Genomic DNA, 25408 nt, shown 5'->3' with positions numbered 1-25408 from the left:
GTGTAGATCTTTGGCATGACTTCTATCCTTCCTGGAATTTATCCAGTCGTGAAGTCAACCAAACCTTCAGCAGTCCCGAATAACCTTTGGCGACAGCGACTCGCGCTTTGGTGAGCGTACGTCGCTCATGATGCGCCACCGCCCGCCTATCCTGGGCAAGAGGGTGACCACAGGCGCGCGAGGAGGACCGAGGGAATGGCATTGAGCCCGTCGCAGGGGCGTCGACCGGGACTGCACCCGGCGTTGTCGACGCGTCAGGGGTTCGCGCTCCTTGAGGAGGCCGGGTCAGTGCGCAACCTCCTCCGCGATTCCGTGGGGGCAATCCGGAGCCTTCGCTTCGTATCCCTGCACGGCGATGGCGTATTCACTCTCGGTAGCATCGGTGTGAAGAAGGCCATGAAGGTCATGCTCGGCTGCAACGAGGTCGAGGCCGCGGGCTCATGGCCTTCCAAGAAGACGCTGAAAGGCGACTGGGGCCACGACATCCAGAGGCTAAGTCAGCTGCTCGACACGGCGATCGAGCGCGGACTGGCGCGGTCCACCCGCACCGGGTACGCGGAGACTCTCGCTAATCGGATCAGCGAGAGCACCGCGCTCCCGCTCCTCTTCGCGACGTTCGCTCGCTACGGGAAGTCGGGGCGCTTCCACCACTTGGACGTCCTCGCCACCAACGAGCCCGGCTCGGATGATCCGCCGTCCGAGTACTGGGAGCGAGTCGAGTACCACGTTAGGACCACAGAGCCAGAGTTCGCCGAAGTCCCCTACGGAGACAACCACGCGCTGGACGAGTACGAGGCCCGGCTGCGGGGCCGCATCGCGGACGAGCTGGAAGCCTGGTGGTTCTGCGTCCACGGCCTCGGCGTCCAAGGCTGCTTCGGCGACCTGGGCAAGAAGATCGGCTGGGAGATCTGGGAGCCAGGGCATCCCGAACCGCCAATCGTGAAGAACCACACCTAGACGGCTAACTTCTCCCCGCAAGCGGGTCGCGTTAAAGGGCTCTTCAGAGTTGAGTGTGGGCGCGCCGGTGATACGGGGTAGCTGGGGATAGACGTCGAGGTCCCCGATGATGAGCGGACTCTCACCTCTGCTCGCACCAAGGACCTCGACGATGCCCAACCATAGTTGCGTATGCCCTGACGCGCTTGATCGCTGCGACCGATGCGACGTTCTCCTGGACTTCCCTGGCCTTCATCTGGTGGCCGTCTCGAAGGCCCGGGCCGGACTGTTGCTTGAGGTTGAGTCCTGCGATCCAGTGACCGGATGCCCTGGCTGCGGTGTCATCGCCACTGGTCACGGCCGGGTGGTGGTCGAGTTGATCGACGCGCCGTGGGCGGGCCGGCCGGTGCGGATTCGGTGGCGCAAGCGCCGCTGGATCTGCCTCGAGGGGGTCTGCGCGGTGGCGACCTTCGCCGAGCAGAACCCGGAGGTCTGTGCACCGCGGGGCCTGCTGAGCACGCGCGCGATCCGCTGGGCGATCGGACAACTCCGGCGCGAGGGAGCGACGATCCAGGGCCTGGCCCGCCAGCTCGGCACGACCTGGAACACGCTCTGGTCCCAGGTCAGGCCAGTCCTGACCCGGGCCGCGAACGACCCGTCCCGGTTCGAGGGCGTGCAGGTCCTGGGCGTGGACGAGCACATCTGGCACCACCGGGACCCGCGCCGGCGCGGACCGAAGGAGCTCACCGGGATGGTCGATCTGACTCGCGGCACCCACCCCACCGCCAGACTCCTCGACCTCGTCCCCGGCCGATCCGGCAAGGCCTACCGAGACTGGCTCGACGAGCGCGGCGACGAGTTCCGCAAGCGGGTCGAGATCGCCACGCTGGACCCGTTCCAGGGCTACAAGAACGCGATCGATGACCAGCTCGAGGACGCCACCTGCGTGCTGGATGCGTTTCACATCGTGAAGCTCGCCGGGGCTGCAGTCGATGACGTCCGCCGCCGGATCCAGCAGGAGACCCTCGGCCACCGAGGCCGCAAGGGCGACCCCCTCTACGGGATCCGTCATGTTCTCCGCGCCGGACGGGAACGCCTCACGCCGCGCCAGCAGACCCGCCTGGCCAGCGCATTCGCGGCCCATCCCGATCACGTCGCGGTCGAGGTCGCCTACCAGTGCGCCCAGGACCTCCGAGACGTGTTCCACCAACCCACGCCCGCCCAGGGACGCCGCCTCGCCGAGCAGCTGATCGCTACGCTGCCGTCCTGCCCGATCCCGGAGATCGCCAGGCTCGGGAAGACCCTGCGCCGCTGGCGGACAGCGTTCCTGGCCTACTTCGACACCGACGGCGCGAGCAACGGCGGCACAGAGGCCATCAACGGGATCATCGAACTCGGCCGCCGCACCGCCCGCGGCTTCCGGAACTTCGAGCACTATCGCCTCCGAATGCTCCTCATCACCGGCGGACTCGACGCCTGACCCCACACTCAACTCTGAAGAGCCCGTTAAAGCGATTTTGACGACGCCGTCGAGGGAGATGCGACATTTGCCTGCAGTCGCACCGCTGCCAACGCATGTTGGCGGGAGGTCGGGTCCAACTGCTTCGGGACGACCTGGAATACGGCGGGGAGGTCCAGACGCGTGGCACGGCGGGCATAGTCGGCAACGGCAAGAATCGCGACGGGAACATCGGTGCTCGCGTACTGGATGGTCTGCGTGCCAAAATCGGCAATAAGCGTGTCATCATCGCGTCGCTTGACCGTGCGCTTTACTTCGATGCTGATACGACAGCGAGGGAAGAGGACGGCGATATCTACCCGCCCGCCGGCATTTTCGCGTTCGACGGACGAGTTTAAACCGCTACCGAAAAGAGCGGCGTTCATATCGTCGGCAAGTACGTGCTCTTTAGGCCAGGGCTCCTCCAACGCGAACCACTTCGATGAACGCACGCTGTTCTGACCGCGGTCAAGACTCAACGACGCGTACCGGACAAGACGGTGAAGGACGACCGCGAGTTCTGCAGAATACCTCTCGACGCCGCCTTCGGCGTGTGTCTCACACTCTGTCAGGAGACGCGCCAGTAGGTTCTCTTCGGCGTAGCTGAGCGGCATCTGTAAGGCTTCGAAGTGGTCGAGGAGTGCTTGGATATCACCGGGAGCCGAGGCGATGAGGTCCTCGCGAGTCGTTTCCGCCGTCGAAATCGACTCGCCCTGCCCTTTTGGGGGCGAGGACTCCAATAGACGCAGGAGGTCTTCGACAGCCGAGCGCAGGTCCGGGTCCTCGTCTTCAAGCTGCAGCCACCTACGGATATGAGTGATGACATCCGCGTTGCGTGCTGCGATGCTCTCCACTTCGGGGCGAACGAGCGTGCGCACACCCCTTTGAGACCCAACGTTCACGATAAGAACCTTCGTCTTTTCCGCAGCCATCGCCCGGGCGAGACTTGCGATGGTGCGCACGGGACTAAACCATCGGTCGGTGTCCGCCTGTTGCAAATCGCCGAGCAAACCCATCCACGCAACTGTGGTTCGTGCTCGCGGCGCACGCCAACCTGGGTCCGCACCGACATACCCGTCGAGATAGGCGTATACGGTCTCGCAGATCGCGTCGTAACGAGAGCGAGCTACTGTCTGGCCGTGCGTCTGATCCAATACACCACCGATTACGGATTTGAACGCAACCGCATCGGGACGAGAGTCGTCTTTCGCAGCGACCGCGAAAAACTCATGTGCAGTGCCCAGGTGATCACGGACGTCCGTAAGGTCCTCGCAGGCAACGGCACGGGACACGGCATACATGCCCAGTTCCATCGACGCGTCGCTGCCTAGTTCGTCATCTTTGAGAAGGAACTCCAAAGCCCGCTCGAGATCCTTCTCCTGCGACCACGTCAACGCCGCTCCGAGCGCACGGACCAATGCGTGTGTAACGTCGTCGGCATCGACGCTGTCCTCCAAGGCGGCGAACAACGCGTGCTTCTTCCGGGCCCACCCTCCGAGCGTCAGACGCGTCCACGCTCCCAGGGCAAAGTCACGAACAGGGCCCCTCCCACTGGATCGAACGCGCAACACTTCCTCGAGCTCTACGGCCACCGCGGGAAGGGCCTCCTTGGAATCGAGGATGACGTTGAACAGAGCGGGAGCCCCGAACGGGTTCGCATGCCGAGCGGCCTCCAGGAGGAACGAGGTGGCTACCTCCGGGCTCCTCAGCCTCGTCCAGTCGGCGCACAACGCTACCGCGACCTCCGAGACGCGCGAGTCGAAGACCAAGTCGTCACGGGACGCGTAGATGAGTTCTTCGCCTCCCAACCCGTCAACGGTAGGGGTTCCTTCGAGAGCGCCAAGGGCTTCAACAACTGTCTGTGCCATCGTCGTCCGCTCCTCAGATCACCACAAAAAGCCTGTCGGCAGCGGGCGAACGACCGCTTCTTCAGGAAGTACGGCATCCACGAGTGCACTATGAGTGGTGCCAGTGATAACTTGCAGGTCGTGAGTCTCAGCCACCCGGTACAGCTCCGCTAGCAGGTGCTCACCGTCCCCTTCATTGAGCTCTTCGCGCGCGAGGGCGTCTACGACGAGAAAGCCTGGATGCCTACCCAGCCCTGTCGCGACGCCGACCTCGACGAGTGCGATGACGACCGCGATCTTCAGTCGCAAACGTGAACCGTCGTCGAGGCGACCGAACTTGGTCTCCTCACCGCCGCGGGTGACATCCAGGTGGGCGTTACCTTTGAGCCGGGCACTCTCAAGGTTGCTCATACCAAGTTCCTTGCCGAGCTGAGTGATGCGTGTACTCGCCGCAGCCAAGGCAGCATTGCGGTCGCTCGTCAAAGCAGCATCAGCAAGCTTGTCGGCGGCCGCGAGCACGCGCGACTCGACCACCAGTCCCTCTTCGTCTTCGGCGCGCACGTCAGCGGTCCGCTCCTGTATTCGCCCATCGAGCACCCCGATGCGCCGCTCCAATTCTCGTCGCACGGTTGGATCGTCGTGCAACGCATTCAGCGCGCCGTTCACCTGCTCAAACTCCGTCTGAGCCCGATGGAAGTCCGCTTGGGCGGCGTCGTGTGCGGCGGAGGTCGTCATGACTTCGAGTTCGCTGGCACGCACACGCTCCTCGGCAATGTCGACTGGATCGACGTCCTCTTCGCTATCCAGATCAGGTTCGTGCTCGTCGTGTTCGTCGGCGACCGCGATTGGGCTATTGCACAACGAGCACGAACCGGCCCGTTCACGTTCCCACTGCTCCTGCTCCACCCGTGCGTCGCATCGGGGACAACAGGAGGGCTTGAGAGAATGCCAGAAGCGCCTAGTCACGGCCGCTTCCTGCAGCGCCACCAGATCGAACTTCGCCGTCTCCCGCGCTCGTTCCGCCGCTCCCCAGGCCAGAGCGGCGCTGAGCATCTCCTCATGGGCAGTTCTCACCGCAGCACCCGCAGCGGACGCATTCCTGACGAGTTGGGCCGCCTCTGCGGTTGTCACTTGTTCGGGAGGGAGGGCATCCAACTGCCTCTGCAGATCGTTGCGTTCACGCCTGAGTTCTTGGGCGCCATCTTCCCGGGCCTTAGTGTCGGCCTCGACACGTCGACGGATGGCGGCCAGCTCACCGTCCACCGCGGTCTTGTGTGCACGGATGCGACTCCGGGTCGAGGTCCATTCCGTAGCGAGGAATGTCCCTAACACGGCACCCGCTTGCATCGGCGTCTCTCCGATGGTCGTGTTGTGGCTGGGCTTAGAGATCAACATCGCCTGCGACCACAGCGGCCACCCGTGTTCGACGGTGCTTCCGTCGTCAGCGGTAGTTGCCTGCCGGCGCTTGTTCCACTGGGGAAGCTCCTCGATGGCTAACCGATTGAGCATGAAGTCACCAACAGCCTGTCGCATCCCGCGTTCATCATCGAAGGACGCAATGCTGAATGCATTGCGAGCACGGAGGCCTGCGATGAGCTCGTCAACGGGGGCATCTAAGTCAAACACGGGGCCGTCTTCGTCACGGGATGCTTCGGCCTGCGCATTCATTGCTTCTTGTGCACGTAGATCCCACGCGTCGAGATCCAGATCTTCGCCTTTAGGCAGCGCAATGATGCTACCGCGCGGACGACCACCCGTGACTCGCCAAGCAACGAGAACACGCTCATCGGCAATGGTGAGGAACAGGCATACCTGCCGCAACCAACTGCGCACATCAGGTTGCAACTCACGGGCGCTCCCGCGAAGACCCCAGGCGAGAATTTCCAGTATGGAACTCTTGCCCTTGCTATTATTCCCGTCGCTGACGAGAGCAGTGACGGAAGCCGCGAACGTGCGGGTGAATGAAAACGGTACGAACATGCGCTGGCCTGGGTAGTAAGGCGACTCTAGATTTTTGACGCCCGCGAAATGCAAAGCTTCGACCCGCAGCCGACGACGAGCCGGGACAGGTTTTGGTCCCGTGATGCCGTACGAACGAAGGACGCCATCAGCGACGCGCGCGTCGACTTGCGCCCTATTCGCGACATCTTCAACCCAGGTCATGCGTCATCTCCAATCACAGCCAGCGCCACAGCACGTTCCTTTACCCGCTCCAGAATCGAGGGGATGATGTCGCCATGTGCGGTCTGCACATACTCCGGCTGTTCATACTGTCGACGTCGCGCAGCGGCACCCGAAGCCGCGTCGGGGATTAGTGCGATGGCTTCTGCTTGCGCGTAGTACCACCCGAGCTCAGGGATCTGCGCCCGCATCCGGTTAACGGTCACACGCCCCGCCGTCAGCAGGTAGTAGTCCCGGCGAGCCTGTTTCCCGGAATCCGCGACGCGACGATGAGCGATCTGTCCATAGAACTTAAGCACGGCCAACGCGTCGTCGATGAACTCGTATGCCCCGTAAAGGTACCGCTCCATCGGATAAGAATGAAGAGACGGTGCGTCGCCGTCCAACATCCGAGCGACGTGGCCCTGGATGTCGTCAAGACTGACGCGACCCTCCTCGTACTCCGTGAGCAGCTCATCGGCGAGGTAATCGGGGTTGCGGAGCCAAAAGTCCAGCTTCTGCACACGGGTAAGCGAGGAGATCCTCGCGACAGATCCCGCAACGGGGCCACTGGCAGCAACCGGGTCACCCAAGACGTCCATCAAGACCAGCACCCGCACCGCTGTCTGACTGGGTGACCCTCCCCGACGCCGCGCCTCGGACGGCACGGCGGCTTGCATCGACACGACCGCACCCCTCCCCAGCCATAGCCAAGTGCAACAGATCGCTTTTCACGGCAACCAGGCTTTTGCGCCTTACATGGTTGACATTATCAGCATGGCACCCGCAGGCGTTCACTTCAGAAGAGTTCAAGTCGGCACACGGCCTAGCTTCGGCGCTCTACGGAGCGGGAGTATCGACATTCCGCAGCCGAGAACCATCACGACGTAGACTGGCCTCATGAGCGCCAAGCCACGGCGAGCAGCCATCTACCTGCGGATTTCGCAAGACCGTGAGAACACGCGCTTGGGCGTCGATCGTCACAGGGAAGACGCCGAGGCCCTCATCACGGCTAGGGGATGGACTCCGGCCGGGGTCTACGAGGACAACGACATCTCAGGAGTCGGCAAGCAGAAGCGACCCGCCTTCGAGCGCCTGCTCACCGACATAGAACGAGGGCTGATCAACGTCGTCGTCGCGCAGGAGTGGCCCCGCCTAGAGCGCAACCGTGCAGACGGGGTGCGCATCATCGAGGCAGCACAGCGTCACGAGATACTCCTGACGTTCGCTAAGGGGTCGGACATCGACTGCACGACCGCTGCTGGACGCCTCAGCGCAGATCTCTTCTCCGCGATTGCGCGCAACGAGATCGAGGTCAAAGCCGAGCGACAGAGTCGCGCCCAGCGGCAGCGAGCGGAGCAGGGGCGTCCCCCCAAGGGCGTGCGTCCGCTCGGGTACACCCTTAAGGGAGAGGTCATCCCTCACGAGGCACGAGCAGTGGAGGCGATCTACCAGGCGTTCACCGCTGGTGCTTCTTTGCGAGCCATCGCAGCGGCACTATCCGGCAAGAGCGGCCCCGACATCCCCAACGTGCCACCACTCCCCCGACACTCACGAACCCTCGCGCTGGAGCGCAACGAGAAGAGAGCGGCGGACGGGCGCCCACCCCGACCCGTGCCAGAAGATAGAGCATGGGCTCCGTCGACTGTTCTCGGCATCCTCCGGAACCCTCGGTACGCCGGTTACTCAACGTACTCTCCACCCACCGTGCAACCTGATGGTGGGAAGCGACGTTCGTGGCGCGCCACGATCCTGCGCTCCGACTCCGGCGAGCCCGTCTGCAGCCAGTGGGACTCACTGGTCCCAGAGGCCACCTGGTGGGCGGTTCAAGATCGCCTCGACGATCCGAATCGCGTAACGAACCGAGTAGGCACTGACCGCCGTCACCTCGGGTCCGGACTATACCTCTGCGGCTGGCAAGACCCCGACACTGGCAAGGTATGCGGCAAACCGGTGCGCGCGCACAGTATGCGGTATCGCTGCGAAGGGCATGTGATGCGGCTGCGCGAGCACATCGACACGTATGTGGTCGAGACGATCCGCGCTCGTCTTGCTCGTCCGGACCTCAAGAACATCGTTCCCGCACCGGATCACCCGCGCCTTCGAGCCATCTCCGACGAGATCACAATGCATCGCGGACGGATCGCCAGGGCGCAGGCCGACTACGACGACGAGATCATCGAGGGTCGCGACCTCAAGCGCATCCGCGACAAGGCCGAGGTGTCCATCGCTGCACTCGATGCTGAACGGACTCGTCTATCAACGGGCACCGGGCCTCATTCCGTCCTGGACGCAGACGACCCGGTCGCAGCGTTCGATGATGCCGACCTCGCGACAACGCGATCGGTGATACGGGCTCTCTGCACGGTGCACATCCACTCTCATCCTCGAGGACGCAAAGGGTTCGACTCCAGCACAGTAACGATTACACCGAGAGCGAGAGCTCTGGACTGACCCCTCGGTGCCTCACTCGGCCTCCGTCTGTGACACGCAACGGCGCGTGTCACAGAATTTTTTTGCTCATCGCCAACGCGGCAACTCCCCTGGTGAGTTCGAAAGTAGCACACCCCGACTGCAATCCAAACAAGCCTCTGACCTGGAGCAATACTTGCTCCGCCCCTCAGGAAGGGGTACCCTGAAAGGGCAAGAAGGAGAGAGCTTGCAGGCACTAAGTGCCTGCATGGAACGGTTTCTATACCTCCGCGTAGGTGGAGGTAGGAAGTGCACCTCTCATGTCTTCTCCTTCTTCTCGGATCGCGCAGTCAAGACTCGCTAACGCGGTAAAGAACGGCGATAGCGATTCGACTATCAAAGCTCTGCGCATCAAATTTGCAGCAGCACGCGCCATCGACGCGATTCACGCAATCCCGGGTCACCTTGATCACGAGGATCACGCCGCGCTTCTCCTCTCGGTCAATGAGAAGGCACCCAGTTCAGCGAACGGTGGCGGCCATGGATGAATCGACCCGAGACGCTATCCGCAGAGCTGCCCAGGCCGAAGCAGCCTCCTGGCCAGAGCTGACAGAAGAGCAGAAGGACGAACTTCGCCACCTCCTTTCGCGGTCTCCCGGAATTCGGCTAGAACACAAGGGGGCCGCATGAATGGCTGGGCGGACCCCTCGAACCGAGACCGTATGGCCTTGCTGGACAACGTCGCTTCAATCGAGGACGCCCCGGAGGTCAAAGAAGAGGACGAGATTCTCAACTCCTGGAATCCGATTCCTCTCAGTCCCGTCCTTTCGGGCAATCACAAACGAATTGAACCTTCTCTACTGGCACGGATCGACGGCCCTGCACTGCTGTACCGCAGACGTGTACACACGTTCCAAGGGCCGTCTCAATCCGCCAAGACATGGCTCGCCATGTACGCAACCACTCAGATCATCCAGCGTGCAGGCCGCGTGGTCTATGTGGACTTCGAAGACGGATGGGAAGAGTTCGCGGATCGCCTTCGCGACCTTGGAGTCCCTATCTCAGATGCGCATGAAAGGTGCGCCTACATTTCCCCCGAGGGATGGCATGTACGAGCAGAAGAACGACTCAGCGAACTGCTTCCTGGATCCGATCTTCTGGTCATGGACGGAGTCACCAACGCAATGGCGATGATGGGCCTCGATCCGATGGACTTGCTCGACGTGTCGCGGTGGACGCGGCTGTTGCGACGCTTCGCTCGTCTGGGGTGTGCGGTAGTGCAGGTTGACCACGTCACGAAGGCCAGCGAAGGACGTGGGCAGTACGCCATTGGTTCTGTCCACAAGTTGAACGCAGTAGACGGAGCAGTATTCGGCATCGAGGCGGTGAAACCATTCGGCAAGGGATTGAGCGGTTCCTCGCGGGTTCGGCTACATAAGGATCGGCCGGGAGCCCTTCGTAGGTTCGCCGAAGGAAACGATCTCGGAACGCTTCATCTCGACAGCGACCCTAGTACCGAAAAGGTGACGCTCGGATTGTTGCCGCCGACTCGAACCAAGTCGGATTCCGGTCAGTTTAGACCCACCCACCTCATGAAGATGGTGTCCCTCGTCCTCGAAAGCGGCCCAAAAGAAGGGCTGTCCAAGAATCAGATCGAGACCAAGGTCAAAGGGAAAGCAACCGCTGTGAGGACAGCCGTCACCGTTCTGGTGGAGGAGGGATACCTCAAAGAAACGAAAGTGGGACCTAAGAAGCTCCATTCCCTCATCCATCCTTACAAGGGAGACGCGTGAACATGCCGACCTCAACCTCGTCCCTGTCGGTTGCCGAACGAACAGCGCTGTGCCTCTTCGGCGAGGCACACAGGGGACGAGCTAACTCGGAAGCATTCCCTGGTCTGACGTGCAGCGTTACGTCCACCTCGTCCCTCGTCCCTTGCTCGTCCCCCTTCGTCCCGGGACGAAGTTCCCTTGTCCTCGTCCCTCGTCCCCCTCTTCGAAGGGGGACGAGGGGACGAAGGGAAGGGAGAGAAGAACTGCCGAATCACTCGAAGGCGCAATGGGGAGGGAGGTACTTGCACAGGAGCCGGACGCTCGTCTCGGCCGATTGTTTCACCAGTACCTGCACCATCTTCGTTCACAGATTTCAAGAAGGGACCGATCGAGCTGGACTTGGAGGTACGAGGTGAACTTGACCAAAGAGGCGCGAGAGTTGTTCCGCTGCCGTGATTGTGACAGTGCGGTGCGCCTTCACATCACCCCGAATGCTGTGCTGCATGTCGAGGTCGAGCATGACTCGACATGCCCAGCACACCTTGCTCGATGCGGTTCTCTCCGATCGCGTTCGATTCGCATCACGACTGCTAGCCGCAGCAAGCAGGGCCGACCGAGGCCCTAGGCAGTCCGCTCCGTCCCGGCCAGCAAGAAGGATTCCATTAAAGGAGTTTCAGCATGATCATCCCCGCAGTTTTCAATCGTTCGGCAGGTGCAACCCACGTCGCTCACGTTGTCGGGACGTGCTTCCTTGTCGGAGGCCTCTTCATCTTTGCGTGGTATCTCTCCTCATCGGGCATGTTGGAGGTGGCCGCGACTGGCCTCGCATACTTTGCCGTGACCTTTGCGCGACAGATGGGGGTTGGTCTCTCCTCGGTCGCTCCGATCGAGTTCGAGGGTTCAGTCAACGCTATCCGACAGATCCAGGCCGACTTCACGCGCTGGCTCGCGAATCGTTCTGCCGTCGCGCACGCGCTCGTCGCAGTGGCATACACGGCTGCGTTCCTCCTCGCACGCATGGTGCTGAGCAACTTCCTGACTGCTGTCGCAAACCCGTTGCTCGCAGGCGCAGTCGGGCTTGTCGCCGCCGCGGCAGTAGCGAGCCCAAGTCTGATCCACAGCCTGATCGATGCAGTCAATACACGTAATCGACGCGCTAGTGGACCTGAGGGAGGGAATGCAGATGCCCACTGACATCGAGACCGCGGCGAAACTTGCCCACGTCTGGCCTCCGGTACTCGCTATTGACCCTGGCAGTCGTGAGACCGGGCTGTGCCTTCGCGTCGGCACCGACGCTGTTGAGGCTGTGACTGTGGAGCAGGACGAACCGACCGGGGACCACGCCGAGAGCGTGCGCTACGCCCTTGAGGTGATGGAGACGGCGAAGGAAGTCACTCGACGCAACCGAGATCGTCTGAACGAAGAAGCTGCGTCCCGTCGTGTCGCTCCCGGTGGCCTGCGGCATGCTGTCGAGACTCTCGTCGCGCCAACGGGGCGACCTACGAAAGGACGACAGACCGCGGTTGCCCCTCGCGTTCTCGCGTCCCTGCCCACCGCCAGCATGGTGCTCGGAGCTGCCGTTGGTACATGGCCGCGGACGATCCTCGTCGCCCCGCACGGTGGGGCCGGCTGGGATGCCGTGGGGCGTGAGGCCGCACCGCCGACGCTGAAAGGTCGAACCCCGGTTGGATGGCTGACGGGCGGTTCCGACCGATCACACCAGCGCGCCGCGTGGGCTATCGCCGGTGCGGCACACGCAGTTGTCATGCCGCCATTGCGAGAGCAGGCTCAGACCGCTGCAATGGCGGCTATCCCTCATCTGAGCGGTACCGCGCCCGAGGGGCTGGTCACCGTCCTCCGCGCCGCCATCCACGAGACCGGCTCCTGGGACCTGCTTCATGGTCACCTTCCCGCGCTTGCGCAGGCGGTGGTCAGTACCCGTACCCGCGATCACGAAGTCGGTGCATCCGCAGCCGCGGCGGTCTCTGAGTATCTCGCGGCTGCGGAGGGTTGAGCGCCATGAGAAGAGGCACGAAAGCCCTCGCTACGGGTGCCGCCATCGCTGCCGGGCCGAGCGGCCTGCGAAGGCTGCTCGGCGCCGCATTGATCCTGGCTCTGGTCGTCGTCCTCGGAGTCACCGTACTGGCCCTCATCGGTAAGAGCACAGGCGGTCACCCCGAGCCGTACCCGTGCGCTCCTGCTGTCACCACGGTGAAGCTCACTCCAGATGACACTCCGAGCCAAGTACGCACGATGGTGGAAGAGGCGCTCACCGCAGAAGGCCGGTCGCCCAAGATCGTCGACTACGGCGACGGTGAGCGACCCGATCTGGTCGTGTCCTGGTGGCCGACACGGGACCCGAATCCTCCGCAGCTTCAAGGGCGCACGTTGCGTCTGGAATCTGAGCCCACCGTCGAGGACGTGACCGTCTCTCTGAAGACCCGGCTCGCATCGTGTGAGGACGACAGTCCCACATCCGCGCCAGAAGCTCCCGTTCTGTCCGCTCCGTCTGAGAGTGGCCGTGGCCCACAGCCACTGACTTGGTCCAGTCCTGTCACCCTGCTCGGAGGCTCTATCGCCCTCTGGTGGTTCTCGGGGCCGTGGATCGCGAGAAGGGCAGCAAAGGCGTTCAGCAAGGTACGACCGCGGCGTGCTCATCGAGAAGAGCGTCAGCACGGAGGGGCACCGGAAATGAAAGAGGTTTCGCAATGACTGCTGCAACCGTGATCGGTCCGGCCATTTCCCTGCTCATGCTCATCGGAGGTTGGTTCATTGCCGGGTCCCGTGACGAGCATGCGCAGCCTCGTCGCGCGCTGGTCACGCTCGGTCAATGGCTGGCCATCGGAGGCTTCATCGTGGGACTCGTCAGCCTTCCCACCGCTCTTGACCCGGTGCACGCCAGCAGCGCTCTGGCAGTGCTCTTGCTCGTCGGCCTCATCCTCATGCGTGGAGCCGGACGAAATGCGATCGGCTGGACCTCGGCGTCCGAGATTCTCACGGCGGCCGTGATGCTCTCCTGGACCACACCCCGTCGAGCGCTCTGGAGCAGCGCCACACTTGGAGCCGGTATCAGCCTCGCTGCATGGCTCACAGTCCACGAATGGCCGCTCCCTGGGCTCGTGGGAGCACTCGTGGCACTCGCACCTGCTCGCTGGTGGCTCAAGCACGGTTGGGACCGTGAACGCGCTCAGACCAGCGTTGAGCGCGCGCTTGCCGGAGTGCTCGCAGGCGGGTCCGAGTGGAACACGCACGAAGCGACCCTCCGCGGAGCACCGATCAAGCTGCGGTTTGAAGACGGCCGAGTCCCAAGGCGCGTCACCTTCGCGCTCCCTCCGAGTTGGCGAGCCAGCAGCGAGGACACCCTCCGCGATGACGTACGGAAGAGGCTCGACGAGTGGGGGCGCCCGTGGGGTGTCGTCGTCAACAACTCCAAGCGCGAAGTCGTCGCAGAGCGCGCAGCACAGCTCCCTACGAAGGTGTCGGTACCCTCCACTACGACGTGGGAGTGGATCGCGGCGAACGCTCCCAGCCCGCTTGCCCTGTATCTCGGCACAGGCCAGGACCCGGAATCCGGGGAACACTACCCCGTGTGGTGGGACCCCGACGAAACTGATCCCCATGCACTGATCGGCGGGCGTACGAAGACAGGGAAGAGTGTGTGCCTGCGCCTTCTTGTTGGGCAGGCGGTCATGCGCGGGTGGCTCGTCATCATCTGTGATCCGAAGGGAGCTGACTTCGCGTGGGCGGGCCGACTTCCCGGCGTCCTGTATTTCTCTGGCGATGAAGCAGTCAACGGGCTCGCCGAGGCGTGCGGCGAGATGGACGAACGCCGCGGATGGGTCGCTCGCCATGTGTGGTCTGGCGAAGAGGGTGCCGACGAGGAACCCGACCTGCTGAAGATCGCCGGACATCCTTACCGCACGTGTCTCGTCATCCTCGACGAAGCAGCGGAAGCAGCAGGAATCGGTGACCCCGATGTCCAGAAGCAGACGAAGGCCAATATGAGCCGCCTCGCCCGCCTCTCTCGCGCGGCGGGAATGATCTGCGCCTTCGCCACTCAGCGTCCCGACGCGTCGTTCCTCCCGGGTGAGACCAAGGCCAATCTTGGCACTCGCGTGATGTTCCTGAGCGACGGGGATTCGACGATGACGCAGATGATTCTGGACCTCGCGCTCAAGACGCTGAACCGGCTTACATCGAATGTGCGTGGCCGTGGTCGGGTGCTCATCAGCGGCGAAGAACCCGTCGAGACGCAGGGTGCTTTCGTCACCGTCTCCGAGATCAAGAAGCGAATGCCGATGTTGCCTCCCGCTGACCTTGAGCCCGTCCGCTTCGCTCCCGAACCAGAGTGGCGTCGCGTACTTCGCGGCGATGACCCCAGCGCCCCTGCGCCGAGCAACGAAGCGTCTGCGAACCCCGACGGCACGACCGCTATGCGGACCGCGCTAACCGACGATTCGATCCCCGTTCCGGACGGTCGAGCGTCGACCGCAGCTGGATACCCCACGCCACCTCCGGGTGAGCCCGCACCGGGCACCCTTGAGGCGCTTGACTTCGACCCCTTCGAGGCCTTTGACGATGAGAGATAGTGCGGGAGGTATGCCCCGCCCCTCCCCTACCCTGAGGTACTTTTTAGGCTCTACGTCATGCCCGTGATAGGCAGCCCCTCCCCCAGATGTGCGGTTCGCAGCGGACCCTTCCTTGGGTATGGTTCACGGGCGACGCAGAGTATCCATTGGACCCGGTGGATTCTTTGTACCCATTGGAGGCATTGGATCCCCTGTATGACGTCGTTCTAGCCGATACACAAGGAGGGGTAGGTACCTCCTGGGAATGGGTTCATTAGGCTTACCCGCTTCAGAACCTCAAGAGAACCACTTGCGGGTAAGCCTAATGCCCCTGTCAAGTACCTTCAACCTTGGGGTGTTGGCGAGGACGAAGGATTCTATGTATCCCGGGGGTACAAGGTCTCCGGGGAGTCCAATGCCTCCCCTGTATCCGGTGGACACAAAGGGTCCGCTGCGACCGTTCCCGGATGGAGTACCCCATCGGGTCGTAGACGCCTGGAGGGACCTGCGTGTGTGGGGCGGGGGTTGATGTGGAAGTTGACGGTCGTCCCTTCCCCTCTCGCTGAGCAGCCAGGGGTCACTCGGGGATTGCAGCTCCGTTCGAGCAGTCGAGCAGCCCGGGGGTCTGCACTCGCAGTTCTCCCTCCTCGGTCTCGTGCCGGATGCCCGTTCCGAAATCCGCGGTACCGTCAGCGTTCCACAGGACCGGAGAACCGCTCTGGGACTCGTCTTCGAAGATCTGTGTGTCACCCCGAACGTCCTCCGCATCAATCCCGGCGAGCGGCACCCACACGTACTCCCCGCTCCCGTCACCCAGGATGAGCGTGCCTCCGGCGTAGCCTGATCCTCCCTCGGGTTGTGTCGTCGTGAAGACGTTGCCGGTCGTGCTCTCCGTGACCGTGGCAGTGATGACACCGCCGTCATTACTGCATGTCGCACTGACGGTGTCGGCGCTGGTCTCGTCGTACCCAACCCTGAACGTACTGTCGCCATTCGCAACCGTGAACTCACCCGGGTACGCCGTCGCCGACCCGTCAGCTTCTGACGCAGAGCTGCTATCACCCTTGGCTGCGCCCGCCGTGCTGGAGTCGGCTGACTCGCCACCTCCCCCACAGGCTGACAGGGACAGCATGAGCGCCGCGGCAAGCGTCGCCGCAGCGGTGATGGAGGTCGGCTTCGCGCGCATGTGGGCTCCTACTTGCATCGGGGCTCAGGTGTACTGACGGAGTCCACGATACGTTGCCACCCGTCTTCGTTCGGGGACAGGAGTGTCGGTAGCGTATCCGACTGTGACGTCAGCCGTCGGAGCCCGATCCAGCCAGATCAGCGTCCACTTCTGCCACCATTTTGCGAATACCATCGAGCGCGATTTGGCGGTCAGGATCAAGCCAGGAAAGTGATGGAAACTCTGCAACCGTAGCTACGTACTCCTGATCCACGGGGGACCACTGAACGTGATAGGTGTACTGTTCCGCGGCCACGGATTCCTCCAGTTTTCGTTGTGCGTCTAACCGTCGAGCTCAACCACACTTCGGCCTGTTCCCGACGACGCCGACTCCCCATTACGCGCCAATGCCACCATCGGAGCTGTTACCGCCACCGGAGTGCGGGCGATATCCCGCGGGCTCGCCGTACTACACCCAACGGGCAGGGAAACTTGGCTCGGAACTCGTGCCCCGCCGGCTGTTGACCCCGGCACTGTGCCTGTCCCATGATGAGACATACGAGGGCCTCGCGGCCACTCCCCCGGCGATCCGGGCGAGTGAAGCGAGGCCCTCGTCGCGTCAGCGCACTGCAGATGGGAACAGTTTCTCCAGGGCCGCACGCACATCCTCCGCAGACAGCAGTCCGAGGTCCTCCGAGCCGAGGTCGCGCGCATGAGCCAGGCGCTCGCTTTGCGTATCAACCATCGCACTGAGGAGCGCCCGGAGACTTCGGGCGTTCGCCCATCCCGGAGGAGGGGCGTCCGCAAGCTTGGTGAGGGACACGGAGAGCAACTGCTGCCCTTCAGGGTCGACTGTGTAATCGGCGTTCGCCGCCATCTTCTTGAAGATCGTCTCCAACGCGCTCGCGCTGTAATTCGGGAACGTCATCGTCTGGGCGAATCGAGAACGCAGGCCGGTGTTGCTCTCCAAGAAGCGTTCCATCTCCAGTGGATACCCAGCGACGATCACACAGAAGGAGTCTCGCTCGTCCTCCATACGCTTGAGCAGGACGTCAACCGCCTCAGAACCGAAGTCGTTACTCGCTGGACCACCCGGCGTGAGGCTGTACGCCTCGTCGACGAAGAGGACGCCACCCTTTGCCCTGTCGATGACAGCCGTCGTCTTCTGCGCGGTCTCTCCGACATGCTGGCCGACGAGACCGGAACGGTCCGTCTCGATCACATGCCCGGAGGGCAGGAGGCCCGTCGCCGCAAGTACCCGACCCCAGATCCTTGCAACCGTTGTCTTCCCGGTGCCCGGGGGGCCGATGAAGACCGAGTGCATCCCGACCTCGGATACAGCCATTCCTCGCTTTTCACGCTCCTTGTTGAGTCTGACGCGATTGGCGAGGGTGCGCACTTGCCCCGCCACTGACTCAAGCCCGGGCAGGGCGTCCAGCTCCGCGAGCACCTCATCGAGTGTTTCGGTAGGCGCTTGCGCAAAAGCCGCGGACGGCGCCGTCGCAGGAGCGGTTTCGGCAGAACCGGTAGTCGACGTCTGAAGCCGTTCCTTCAGTTCCTGTGCCCGTCGCTCGTCAGCAGCGATCATCCGCTGTCGCTGTTCCTCGAACTTCTCCCGTGTCCATTTTCCTGCACTCCAGGCGCTGTGTGACGACGGCCATCCGCTCGCGTCCTTCCTGGCTTGGCAGTACCAGACTTCCGTGACGGACTCGCCATCCGCCCACGTATGGTCTTTCACCGTGCCCCTAAGCACTATGCGGTCCCCCGCAACGAGTCCGCGGTTCGAGTTCGAGAGCCACCTCAGTGCGTGCCCCTGTGGCGTGACAAGACGATGACGCCAGCGCAGGTCCTTCTCGGCGAAGACGTCGTGGAACGGCTCGACGCTCTTGATCTCGGCCCGTGTCTCCAGGCTCTCTCCGACTACTCCTATCCAGTGCCCCTGGGGTACTGCTGGAGCAGCGGCAGGCTCGGAGGGCGGCGGAGAGACCATCGCTACGGGGTAGGCCGGCGGACGGTTCGCCGCCGCCCTACGGATCAGTCCCACGATCAAGCCGACGATACCTCCAAGCACACCGCCCGGTATCGCGCCGTAGAAGCCCGCGACCGCGAAACCAAACAGGCCCACCATCCAGATTGGCTCGCCATGTCCGCTAGAGAGCGTGCTGAGCATCCCGATCAGCCCGAACGGGATACCTCCAGCAACCGCACCTATGAGGAGGCCGAAGAGGACTCCCCTGACCACGTGCTTCATCGGTTCCCTTTCTCCGCGCTTGCCCCATCGTCGGCCGCTCTGACTTGAGACATCCGACGGGGACGTCCCGCTCCCAGTCGTCGACCGCCTGCGCCGGGTCGCGGCCCCCCTCGCCTTTCCGGAGGAGCGGCCTCAGCGATGGCAGCAGCGACCTTCGGGTCAGCGGCTGCTGCGAGTATCGCCCCGCGTACCCACCTCCACCTGCTCAACCCTGAGGACTTCACGAGGGAGGCGAGGAGGAGCGCTGTCTCCTCATCGAGGGTCGCCTGGACTGATCTGGGAGCGGCGTCTCTCTGCCCACTTGTCATGCCTCAAACCTAGGCGTTTTGCTGAACAACGTCTAGAATGCGATAATAGGTTTGCTGATTAGGAGACATGATGTGTACCGACCATCAACACGGTCAGCGCCGGTGCCGCTGCTGCGATCCGGAGGCACGCCGCGCCACCCGTCGCGCCACCCAGCTCCGCGAACGCGGCTGGGACGGAGACGTCGATGATGTGTACGCCGCAGGAACAGTCCAGGAGCGGGCAGCCTTGGCACGCACATCGCCCGCGGCCACCTTCGATCGTTCACCCACCGTGCGTTCTGCTCGGGCCAGGAGAGGACTCCTCACTCCCGACGAACAGGCCGTGCTCGCCGCAGATGAGTCCCCCAGGGTGCGTGCCGCTCTGGCCGCGAATCCCGGAGCAGAACAGGACGCCCTCGATGCTCTATCAGCGGACACTGACAAGCGAGTTCGGGAGGCTGTTGCCCGTCACGAGCGGACACCACCGGACACCCTCTATGCACTTGCTACGACACTTGATCGACGCAGGGACCTCAGCGTCGCGCGGGCTCTCGCACAAAACTCAGCAACTCCAATGGTGGCATTGGAAGCAATAGTGGCCAACGGGACCCCTGGCCAAGCCTCTGTTGCCCAGCGAGGGCTTCAGCGGCGCGGACAAAATGTCGCTTAGAGCTCGCGCGAATAGGAAAACAGGCCCGGAGTCACAGGGTCCCTCTGCTAGAGTTTGTAGCATGTCTGCCTCTTCATGCTCGGCCGCTTGTGCGGCAGTGACCAGGACGTCCCGCTAGCGGCGGGACGTCCGGCTCTCAGCAACATCTCACCTGGAACGTCAAGTCGCTTCGTGATCCATCCGGAGCGGCCGTTTGTGCTGCTCGTAACTCTTCAGAGCGACGGAGCAACAGATGCAATCAAGTTTTTCCTCTTCTACCCGCGTGCACAGTCCCGACCGTGTGCGCGCTTGGCTCGTGCTGTGCGCGATGTCCATGCTGCAATTCTTCATCGCGGTCGATGTGACCGTAGTCAACATTGCGCTGCCCTCGATCGGCGCGGACTTCGGCGTCGAGGGCCACTCCTTGACCTGGGTCGTGGTCGGCTACACCATCACCGGCGGCGGGCTGCTGATGCTCGGCGGCCGGCTCGGTGACCTTCTCGGCCGTCGCCGCACTCTCCTGGTCGGCACTACTCTCTTCGGCGCGGCTTCTCTGCTGGCGGGTCTGGCCCCATCCTTCCCGGTCCTGGTCGCCGCACGCCTGCTCCAGGGAGCCGGCGAGGCCGTAGCGCTACCCGCGGCGATGGCCACCATCGTGCTGCTCTTCCCCGAAGGCCCGCGCCGGTCACGCGCCCTGAGCGTGTGGGCCGCCGTGGCCAGCTGCGGCCTCGTTCTTGGGTTCGCTCTGTCGGGGATCATCACCGCCCACCTGGGCTGGCGCTGGATCTTCCTGGTCTCGGTGCCGTTCATCCTGGTCGTGATCGTGGCCGCGCTCGTCCTGGTCCCTGCGGACCGATCCGCGTCTCGTGAGCGGGTCCGCCTGGACCTCCCGGGCTCGCTCCTGTTGACCGCATGCCCGTTGCTTTTCGTCTACGCCGCGGTGGAGGCCGGTGAGCCTGCCACCAGCCTCTGGGTGAGCGTGGCCGCGTTGGTCGGTGCGGTGCTAGCCGCTGTCGGGTTCGTGCGCGTCGAGTCGAGGTCGCCGAACCCGCTGGTCCCGCTGACCTTCTTCGCCGACCGCGCTCGACTGCGGGCGAACCTAACGACGATGCTGCTCAGCGGTGCGCTGTCGACCTCGTTCCTGCTATTCACCTTCTACCTGCAGGACAGGCTCGGTGTCGGGCCTCTGGGGGCAGGCCTCACGATGCTGCCCCTGGCCGCGGCGCTGATTGCGGCATCGGTGCTCGTTCCCCGGCTGCTGGGAGGCTGGGGTGCACGCGCGTGCGTGCTGGTCGGGCTCGCGGCCGCTGCGGGCGCGATGGGCGTGGTCGCACTCGTGGCCGTCCTGGGCGGCGGGGCGGCATGGCTGCTCCCGGCGATGCTGTTGATCGCAGCGGGCATGGGCTTCGGACTCGTGGGTCTGCAGTACATCGCGGTCAGCGGGACCACCGACGAGGACGCAGGGATCGCCTCCGGCGTCCAGCGAGCAGCAGACCAGCTCGGCGGGGCAACCGGTGTGGCTATCTACGTAGGGCTCGGGTTCGCCCCCGCCCTGCACGCCGGAGACCCGTTCGTGATCGCGGCGGTACTCGCCGTCATTGGGCTGATCGTCGGAGCCGTGGTCATTTCCCGCTCGCCGGCCACCGCCGTGGAGCAGCCGCAGGCCGGGTAGCAGAGCAGGCTGCCGCGCCGCGCCCAGAAGGATGCGGCGCGGCAACCCCTCCGCTCCAACACGACGAGAATCAGAAGACCACGTGCCCGTCCTGCCCACCTTCATCACCGACCCTCTGTGGGAGCAGTTCCAAACGCTGCTTCCCGAACGAAACATCAACCACCCCCTGGGTTGTCACCGGCCACGCGTCCCTGACCGGGTCGTCTTCGACAAACTTCTGGCGCGCCTCGTCCTGGGCGGCACCTATCAGCAGCACGCCGACGAGTCCTGCTCGGCGACCACGATGCGCGCCCGTCGCGACGAGTGGATACGCGCTGGCGTCTTCGAACAACTCCACCGCCTGGCCCTCGAGGCCTACGACCAGGCCGTCGGCCTCGACCTGCACAACCTCGTGGTCGACGGATGCATCGTCAAAGCACCGTGCGGAGGAGAAAACACCGGACGCAGCCCTGTCGACCGCGGCAAATCTGGTCTCAAGAGATCTCTGCTCGTGGACGGCGGCGGAATTCCGGTCGGTTGGTTCCTGGCCGGGGCCAACAGGAACGACTCCGCGCTCCTGCGTCCCACGCTGGAGACTCTCGCCGTGCTCGGGTTCTGGCTTCCAGAGGTCATCACAGTCCACCTGGACGCAGGCTACGACTCGGCTCGGACCCGGGATTTGCTCGCTGAGATGGGCTGCACGCCGAACATCACTCCCAAGGGCACCTTCCTACCTATCAGCCACACTCATCGATGGGTCGTTGAGCGGACCAACTCATGGCACAACCGAGGGTTCTCGGCGCTGGCAAAGGTGACCGACCGGCAGGGGTGTGTGCAGAACGCCTGGGTCGCGCTGGCCAGCGCGGTCATCATCATCCGCCGCCTGGTCCGCCAGTCTTGGAAGCGCTACAGGTGGGATGCTCGCCTTGCCCGGTGCCCTTGATCCAAACGCCCTATCCGCGCGACCTCTTAGAAACTGGCGCCCTCGAAACGCTCCCCAACCGTATACACGAGCAGTAACATGGAAACTGGAAACACACGTTTCCGGGTTACCCGGGGAGGTCGCGATGTCCGTCGAGGAGCAACTAGGCCCAGAGGAGCGCGCCGAGGCGGCTGCGCGGGACCTTACCGACCGTGGACTCCCCGTCACGGCACGCGCGGTGCGAGAAGCCGCAGGAGTGCGCATGACGGTTGCTGCCTCAGTCGCGAAGGCGTGGCGCGAGGCTGAGGATGAGTCCGTGAGGCTGAGCATCCCCGAGGTGCCCGCCGATGTGACCGCGCGCCTCACAGCCATATGGGCAGACGCTTACCGGTCTGCGGTCACGTCCATCTCGCCAGAACGTGACCGCCTCGCCGCCGAGGTCATTGAACTCAGACAAGAGGTCGAGGCACTCACAGCTGAGATCGCGCACGCTGAGGAGGAACGCGATGCAGCCCGAAGCGCCGAATCCGAAGCCAACGCTCGTGCTGAAGTCGCCGAACAGGCTGCGAAGGAGCAGCAGAACATCGCGGAGATCGCAAGAGCTTCGGCACGAGAGATCGAGGCAGAGCGAGACCGGCTCATCCAGCGGATCGACAGCCTCATCAGCAGAATCCCCGAAGTCGACAAGTGACCCGGCTGCGCCGAGCCCACGGCCGTCCACGCGAGTGCGTACCCAGGAAGGCGGAAGTGATGAGCCCCGAAAGTCATGACGAGCACGGAATTGAAGACGACCGCCGCCAGTCGGGGACCCAAGGCTCTGATACTGACTGCTGGCTGGAAAAAGCAACGGTGTCGCAGAACAGGCTCGTCGCGCACTTCAAGCCCGATGGAACGTACGTTCTACGGGAGCATGTCGCTAGCGACCTGTTGGGCTCAGACGCCATCACGCTCGCTCACCAAGGTGATCCGCAGCTCACGACCGCTCAATGGGCCGAGCTGCACCGGCTGCTCGCCGCGCGAGCGCCCTGCTACGCAGCAGCAAACCACGCGGGCAGAGAGCGCATTGTTGCTCTGACTCGCCTCGACATCGACTCCGCCCTCATTCGTCATGACGAGGAAGAACACCTCTTCCGGCGTTTCCTTGAGACCGGCGACTTCAGCTCCTACTGATTCACCCGCTCAGACAGTTCACCTGCCGCACCCAGGAGGGCATCAAATATGGGCAACGCACTTCGCGCCACGTTCTGGAACGTAATGGAGCTGGGCGATAAGGAGAAGCAAAGCCGCACCCGCCGCGTGCACGTCTTCAACCATCTGTTCCGAGAGCAGTGGGATGTGATTGGCCTGATCGCGGTATGCAACTCGGCTCGTCCCGCTCTGGAAGAGTCAGCCGATCAGCATGGCTACGAGGTCATCAGCCCCAGGCAGCCCCTCAACAAGGCTTCCCGGCCGAAGGAGGCCTGCACCGCGATGCTCGTCAGTCGCGACCGGGAGGTACTGAACGTCGATGCGACGCACCTCGTCGAGCAACGCATCATCTGGGATGGCGATTCACTGCACGCACGGAGGGATCAGCTACTTCTCACGGCGGCAGGCGTGGCCATCGACTTCCGCGGAACCTCTCTGGCCGTCGCCTGCGTCTACACTCCCTTGCACCGGGAGATTGAGCTGTACCGTCCGACCCCTGTGGTACGCGACCCGTCGAGTATCGGGAAGCGACGAAGGTACACACCGCAGGAAGCCGGATACGAACAGGACGTATCCACCGACACCGCAGTCGCATGGGCAAACGACTTTCAGCACGCCAGCGCAGCCGATGGGCTCATCGTCGGAGGAGACTGGAACGCCCTCTCGGAGCGAGCGCTCCAGGACCACCGCCCAGACATTGAACGGTCAGGCAGAGACTCGACCGGCAGAGCGTGGCGACAGTTACTGCAGGAGCGCCCCGACCCGGTTCCCACCTACTCGTACGGCGATCGCGTGAACCGCGGCTACCGATTCATCGATCAGGTGTACACCCGGCTGCCAGAGGGGTTGGACGCCCGCCTGGAAGTCACGCCTCCACCTGCGATCGACAAGTCAGCGGTCCGGATGGGCTTCGCTTCGGACCATGCACAGCTCCGCGTCAAAGTTGCCACCACTCGGACCCATCCGAACGTCGGCACCACCGTGCCGATGGCTGGAGCGTGTGCGTAAGGCGAACGTTGACCGAACAGTCCTCCGCAGCCAGGCCCTGCGCTCGTCGCTCGCGTTCGTAAGACCCGCCCTGTGAACCGCCCGCTCACGGCCCCCTATACGAGACAGGAGACCGGTCATGCAGATCGGCTACGCCCGTTGCTCGACCCAACATCAGGATCGGGACCTCACCGCGCAACGAGATGGTCTCGCAGCACTCGGAGTCGAGAAGTCGCGCGTCTACACAGACGCCGGATTGTCCGGCACTAACCGAGACCGTCCAGGGCTGCGTGAGGCTCTCGCAGCGCTACGGGAAGGCGACACCCTCGTGGTCACGAAGCTGGATCGTCTCGCACGATCTGTGAGGGATGCCGCCGACATCGCTACCGAGATCGAGGAACGTGGGGCACGACTTTCCATTGGAGGTTCTGTTCATGATCCAGCCGACCCGATGGGCAAGCTGCTGTTCAACGTGCTGAGCATGGTCGCCGAGTTCGAAGCAGACCTCATCCGCCAACGGACGCGCGAAGGCATGGCGGTCGCGAAGGCACGCGGCCGACTCCGAGGCAAGCAACCGAAGCTCTCCCCTGCGCAAGAGCGACACCTAGTCGGGCTCGTGGGGACAGGAGATCACACCACTTCAGAGGTAGCCGCGCTGATGGGAGTCTCGCGCGCGACCGTCTATCGTGCGATGCAGCGTGCGGATTCGCTCTGCGCAAGGGACAGTAGTCAAGCCTGACTTGCTGAAGAACACGGATTGAGTCATGGCTAGGCTCCTATCGTCGCGGACGAGAGGTCCTCGTCGACTATGTCCAGCGCCCAGGGAACGACTCCCGCGAGGGCTTGTCGACTAGCTCTCACCCGCGGCGGACGACGAGCTCCTCGACATCCTCACAGTGGTGGTCGACCACACAGTGGTGGTCGACGCCGAGGCATGTGTCTCGCGGTCCAGTGAGGTGCGCAGATGGATGACGCTGCGGGGCGCGTATGAGACCTCTTCGCGTACACGAGGCTGCCGTGACAGGTGATGGAGGCGGAGTTCCTCAACGGTCACGGGCCGATCTGTTGTGTCACACCACTGATGTGTCTGACGCGGCGGGTAGACTCTGATGGAG

The 25408-nt window shown here is 63.5% G+C and carries 19 protein-coding genes; 13 read left to right on the top strand and 6 right to left on the bottom strand.

The genetic code is table 11. The annotated features are described in order from the left end of the window. Nucleotides 1-288: 288 nt before the first annotated feature. Complete coding sequence (locus tag IHE57_RS07325; protein ID WP_209372103.1) at nt 289-957, top strand: hypothetical protein; 669 nt, start codon at nt 289-291, stop codon at nt 955-957. A gap of 151 nt (nt 958-1108) precedes the next feature. Beyond that, on the top strand, nt 1109-2416 hold the full coding sequence (locus IHE57_RS07320; protein WP_209372101.1) for an ISL3 family transposase: 1308 nt from the start codon (nt 1109-1111) through the stop codon (nt 2414-2416). Between the two features lie 26 nt (nt 2417-2442). Here the strand turns inward: IHE57_RS07320 and IHE57_RS07315 are convergent, their stop codons facing one another. The 3 genes from IHE57_RS07315 to IHE57_RS07305 are packed head-to-tail and all read right to left on the bottom strand — an operon-like array spanning nt 2443 to nt 7127. Then, complete coding sequence (locus IHE57_RS07315; protein ID WP_209372099.1) at nt 2443-4302, bottom strand: PDDEXK family nuclease; 1860 nt, start codon at nt 4300-4302, stop codon at nt 2443-2445. An 18-nt stretch (nt 4303-4320) separates the two neighbouring features. After that, a complete protein-coding gene (locus IHE57_RS07310; RefSeq protein WP_209372097.1) occupies nt 4321-6444 on the bottom strand; it encodes a hypothetical protein in 2124 nt (707 codons plus the stop codon). Further along, nucleotides 6441-7127, bottom strand: a complete 687-nt coding sequence (locus IHE57_RS07305; RefSeq protein ID WP_209372095.1) for a hypothetical protein — start codon at nt 7125-7127, stop codon at nt 6441-6443. Before IHE57_RS07305 ends, IHE57_RS07310 begins: the two co-directional genes overlap by 4 nt. 214 nt (nt 7128-7341) lie before the next feature. Between IHE57_RS07305 and IHE57_RS07300 the strand changes: the two genes are divergently transcribed. From IHE57_RS07300 to IHE57_RS07280, 5 genes are all read left to right on the top strand, one after another. Next, entirely contained in the window at nt 7342-8895 is a 1554-nt protein-coding gene (locus IHE57_RS07300; RefSeq protein WP_209372093.1) for a recombinase family protein, read from the top strand. Nucleotides 8896-9575: 680 nt separating this feature from the next. Next, complete coding sequence (locus tag IHE57_RS07295) at nt 9576-10646, top strand: AAA family ATPase (RefSeq protein WP_209372090.1); 1071 nt, start codon at nt 9576-9578, stop codon at nt 10644-10646. A gap of 657 nt (nt 10647-11303) precedes the next feature. Next, nucleotides 11304-11819: a hypothetical protein gene (locus tag IHE57_RS07290; RefSeq protein ID WP_209372088.1), complete on the top strand. Its 516-nt coding sequence runs from the start codon at nt 11304-11306 to the stop codon at nt 11817-11819. Further along, nucleotides 11809-12639 carry a hypothetical protein gene (locus tag IHE57_RS07285; RefSeq protein WP_209372086.1) on the top strand — a complete coding sequence of 277 codons (831 nt, stop codon included), beginning with the start codon at nt 11809-11811 and terminating at the stop codon, nt 12637-12639. The genes IHE57_RS07290 and IHE57_RS07285 overlap by 11 nt, the downstream gene beginning before the upstream one ends. 694 nt (nt 12640-13333) lie before the next feature. Then, nucleotides 13334-15214: an FtsK/SpoIIIE domain-containing protein gene (locus tag IHE57_RS07280; protein ID WP_209372084.1), complete on the top strand. Its 1881-nt coding sequence runs from the start codon at nt 13334-13336 to the stop codon at nt 15212-15214. 556 nt (nt 15215-15770) lie between these two features. Here the strand turns inward: IHE57_RS07280 and IHE57_RS07275 are convergent. From IHE57_RS07275 to IHE57_RS07265, 3 genes are all read right to left on the bottom strand, one after another. Continuing rightward, on the bottom strand, nt 15771-16379 hold the full coding sequence (locus IHE57_RS07275; protein ID WP_209372082.1) for a hypothetical protein: 609 nt from the start codon (nt 16377-16379) through the stop codon (nt 15771-15773). Nucleotides 16380-16488: 109 nt separating this feature from the next. Next, the gene (locus IHE57_RS07270) at nt 16489-16674 is read right to left on the bottom strand and encodes an antitoxin HicB (RefSeq protein ID WP_253720019.1); all 186 of its coding nucleotides are present in this window, start codon (nt 16672-16674) and stop codon (nt 16489-16491) included. A 303-nt stretch (nt 16675-16977) separates the two neighbouring features. Continuing rightward, nucleotides 16978-18609 (bottom strand): AAA family ATPase, encoded by a 1632-nt coding sequence (locus tag IHE57_RS07265; protein WP_209372080.1) that lies wholly within the window; start codon nt 18607-18609, stop codon nt 16978-16980. 1219 nt (nt 18610-19828) lie between these two features. Between IHE57_RS07265 and IHE57_RS07260 the strand changes: the two genes are divergently transcribed. The 6 genes from IHE57_RS07260 (at nt 19829) to IHE57_RS07235 (ending at nt 25032) form a co-directional block, all read left to right on the top strand. After that, nucleotides 19829-21217: an MFS transporter gene (locus IHE57_RS07260; RefSeq protein ID WP_366933886.1), complete on the top strand. Its 1389-nt coding sequence runs from the start codon at nt 19829-19831 to the stop codon at nt 21215-21217. Between the two features lie 82 nt (nt 21218-21299). Further along, nucleotides 21300-22139, top strand: a complete 840-nt coding sequence (locus IHE57_RS07255) for an IS5 family transposase (RefSeq protein WP_209372078.1) — start codon at nt 21300-21302, stop codon at nt 22137-22139. 124 nt (nt 22140-22263) lie between these two features. Then, nucleotides 22264-22809: a DNA-binding protein gene (locus tag IHE57_RS07250; protein WP_209372140.1), complete on the top strand. Its 546-nt coding sequence runs from the start codon at nt 22264-22266 to the stop codon at nt 22807-22809. Between the two features lie 59 nt (nt 22810-22868). Then, nucleotides 22869-23288, top strand: coding sequence for a hypothetical protein (locus IHE57_RS07245; protein WP_209372076.1), 420 nt, complete (start codon nt 22869-22871; stop codon nt 23286-23288). Between the two features lie 48 nt (nt 23289-23336). Further along, nucleotides 23337-24314 (top strand): hypothetical protein, encoded by a 978-nt coding sequence (locus IHE57_RS07240; RefSeq protein WP_209372066.1) that lies wholly within the window; start codon nt 23337-23339, stop codon nt 24312-24314. A gap of 118 nt (nt 24315-24432) precedes the next feature. After that, nucleotides 24433-25032, top strand: a complete 600-nt coding sequence (locus IHE57_RS07235; protein WP_209372064.1) for a recombinase family protein — start codon at nt 24433-24435, stop codon at nt 25030-25032. The last annotated feature ends 376 nt before the right edge of the window (nt 25033-25408 follow it).

The sequence above is a fragment of the Brevibacterium renqingii genome (assembly GCF_017808105.1).
In the GTDB taxonomy this organism is placed as follows: domain Bacteria; phylum Actinomycetota; class Actinomycetes; order Actinomycetales; family Brevibacteriaceae; genus Brevibacterium; species Brevibacterium renqingii.
The sequence above is the reverse complement of the archived record's forward strand: the minus strand, read 5'-3'. Positions and strand labels throughout refer to the sequence as shown.

What these genes read in the sequence shown, in the direction of transcription:
- IHE57_RS07320 (WP_209372101.1), top strand. Translation starts at nt 1,109, where the DNA reads ATGCCCAACCATAGTTGCGTATGCCCTGACGCGCTTGATCGCTGCGAC.
- IHE57_RS07315 (WP_209372099.1), bottom strand. Translation starts at nt 4,302, where the DNA reads ATGGCACAGACAGTTGTTGAAGCCCTTGGCGCTCTCGAAGGAACCCCT.
- IHE57_RS07310 (WP_209372097.1), bottom strand. Translation starts at nt 6,444, where the DNA reads ATGACCTGGGTTGAAGATGTCGCGAATAGGGCGCAAGTCGACGCGCGC.
- IHE57_RS07300 (WP_209372093.1), top strand. Translation starts at nt 7,342, where the DNA reads ATGAGCGCCAAGCCACGGCGAGCAGCCATCTACCTGCGGATTTCGCAA.
- IHE57_RS07295 (WP_209372090.1), top strand. Translation starts at nt 9,576, where the DNA reads ATGGCCTTGCTGGACAACGTCGCTTCAATCGAGGACGCCCCGGAGGTC.
- IHE57_RS07290 (WP_209372088.1), top strand. Translation starts at nt 11,304, where the DNA reads ATGATCATCCCCGCAGTTTTCAATCGTTCGGCAGGTGCAACCCACGTC.
- IHE57_RS07285 (WP_209372086.1), top strand. Translation starts at nt 11,809, where the DNA reads ATGCCCACTGACATCGAGACCGCGGCGAAACTTGCCCACGTCTGGCCT.
- IHE57_RS07280 (WP_209372084.1), top strand. Translation starts at nt 13,334, where the DNA reads ATGACTGCTGCAACCGTGATCGGTCCGGCCATTTCCCTGCTCATGCTC.
- IHE57_RS07275 (WP_209372082.1), bottom strand. Translation starts at nt 16,379, where the DNA reads ATGCGCGCGAAGCCGACCTCCATCACCGCTGCGGCGACGCTTGCCGCG.
- IHE57_RS07265 (WP_209372080.1), bottom strand. Translation starts at nt 18,609, where the DNA reads ATGAAGCACGTGGTCAGGGGAGTCCTCTTCGGCCTCCTCATAGGTGCG.
- IHE57_RS07250 (WP_209372140.1), top strand. Translation starts at nt 22,264, where the DNA reads ATGTCCGTCGAGGAGCAACTAGGCCCAGAGGAGCGCGCCGAGGCGGCT.
- IHE57_RS07245 (WP_209372076.1), top strand. Translation starts at nt 22,869, where the DNA reads ATGAGCCCCGAAAGTCATGACGAGCACGGAATTGAAGACGACCGCCGC.
- IHE57_RS07240 (WP_209372066.1), top strand. Translation starts at nt 23,337, where the DNA reads ATGGGCAACGCACTTCGCGCCACGTTCTGGAACGTAATGGAGCTGGGC.
- IHE57_RS07235 (WP_209372064.1), top strand. Translation starts at nt 24,433, where the DNA reads ATGCAGATCGGCTACGCCCGTTGCTCGACCCAACATCAGGATCGGGAC.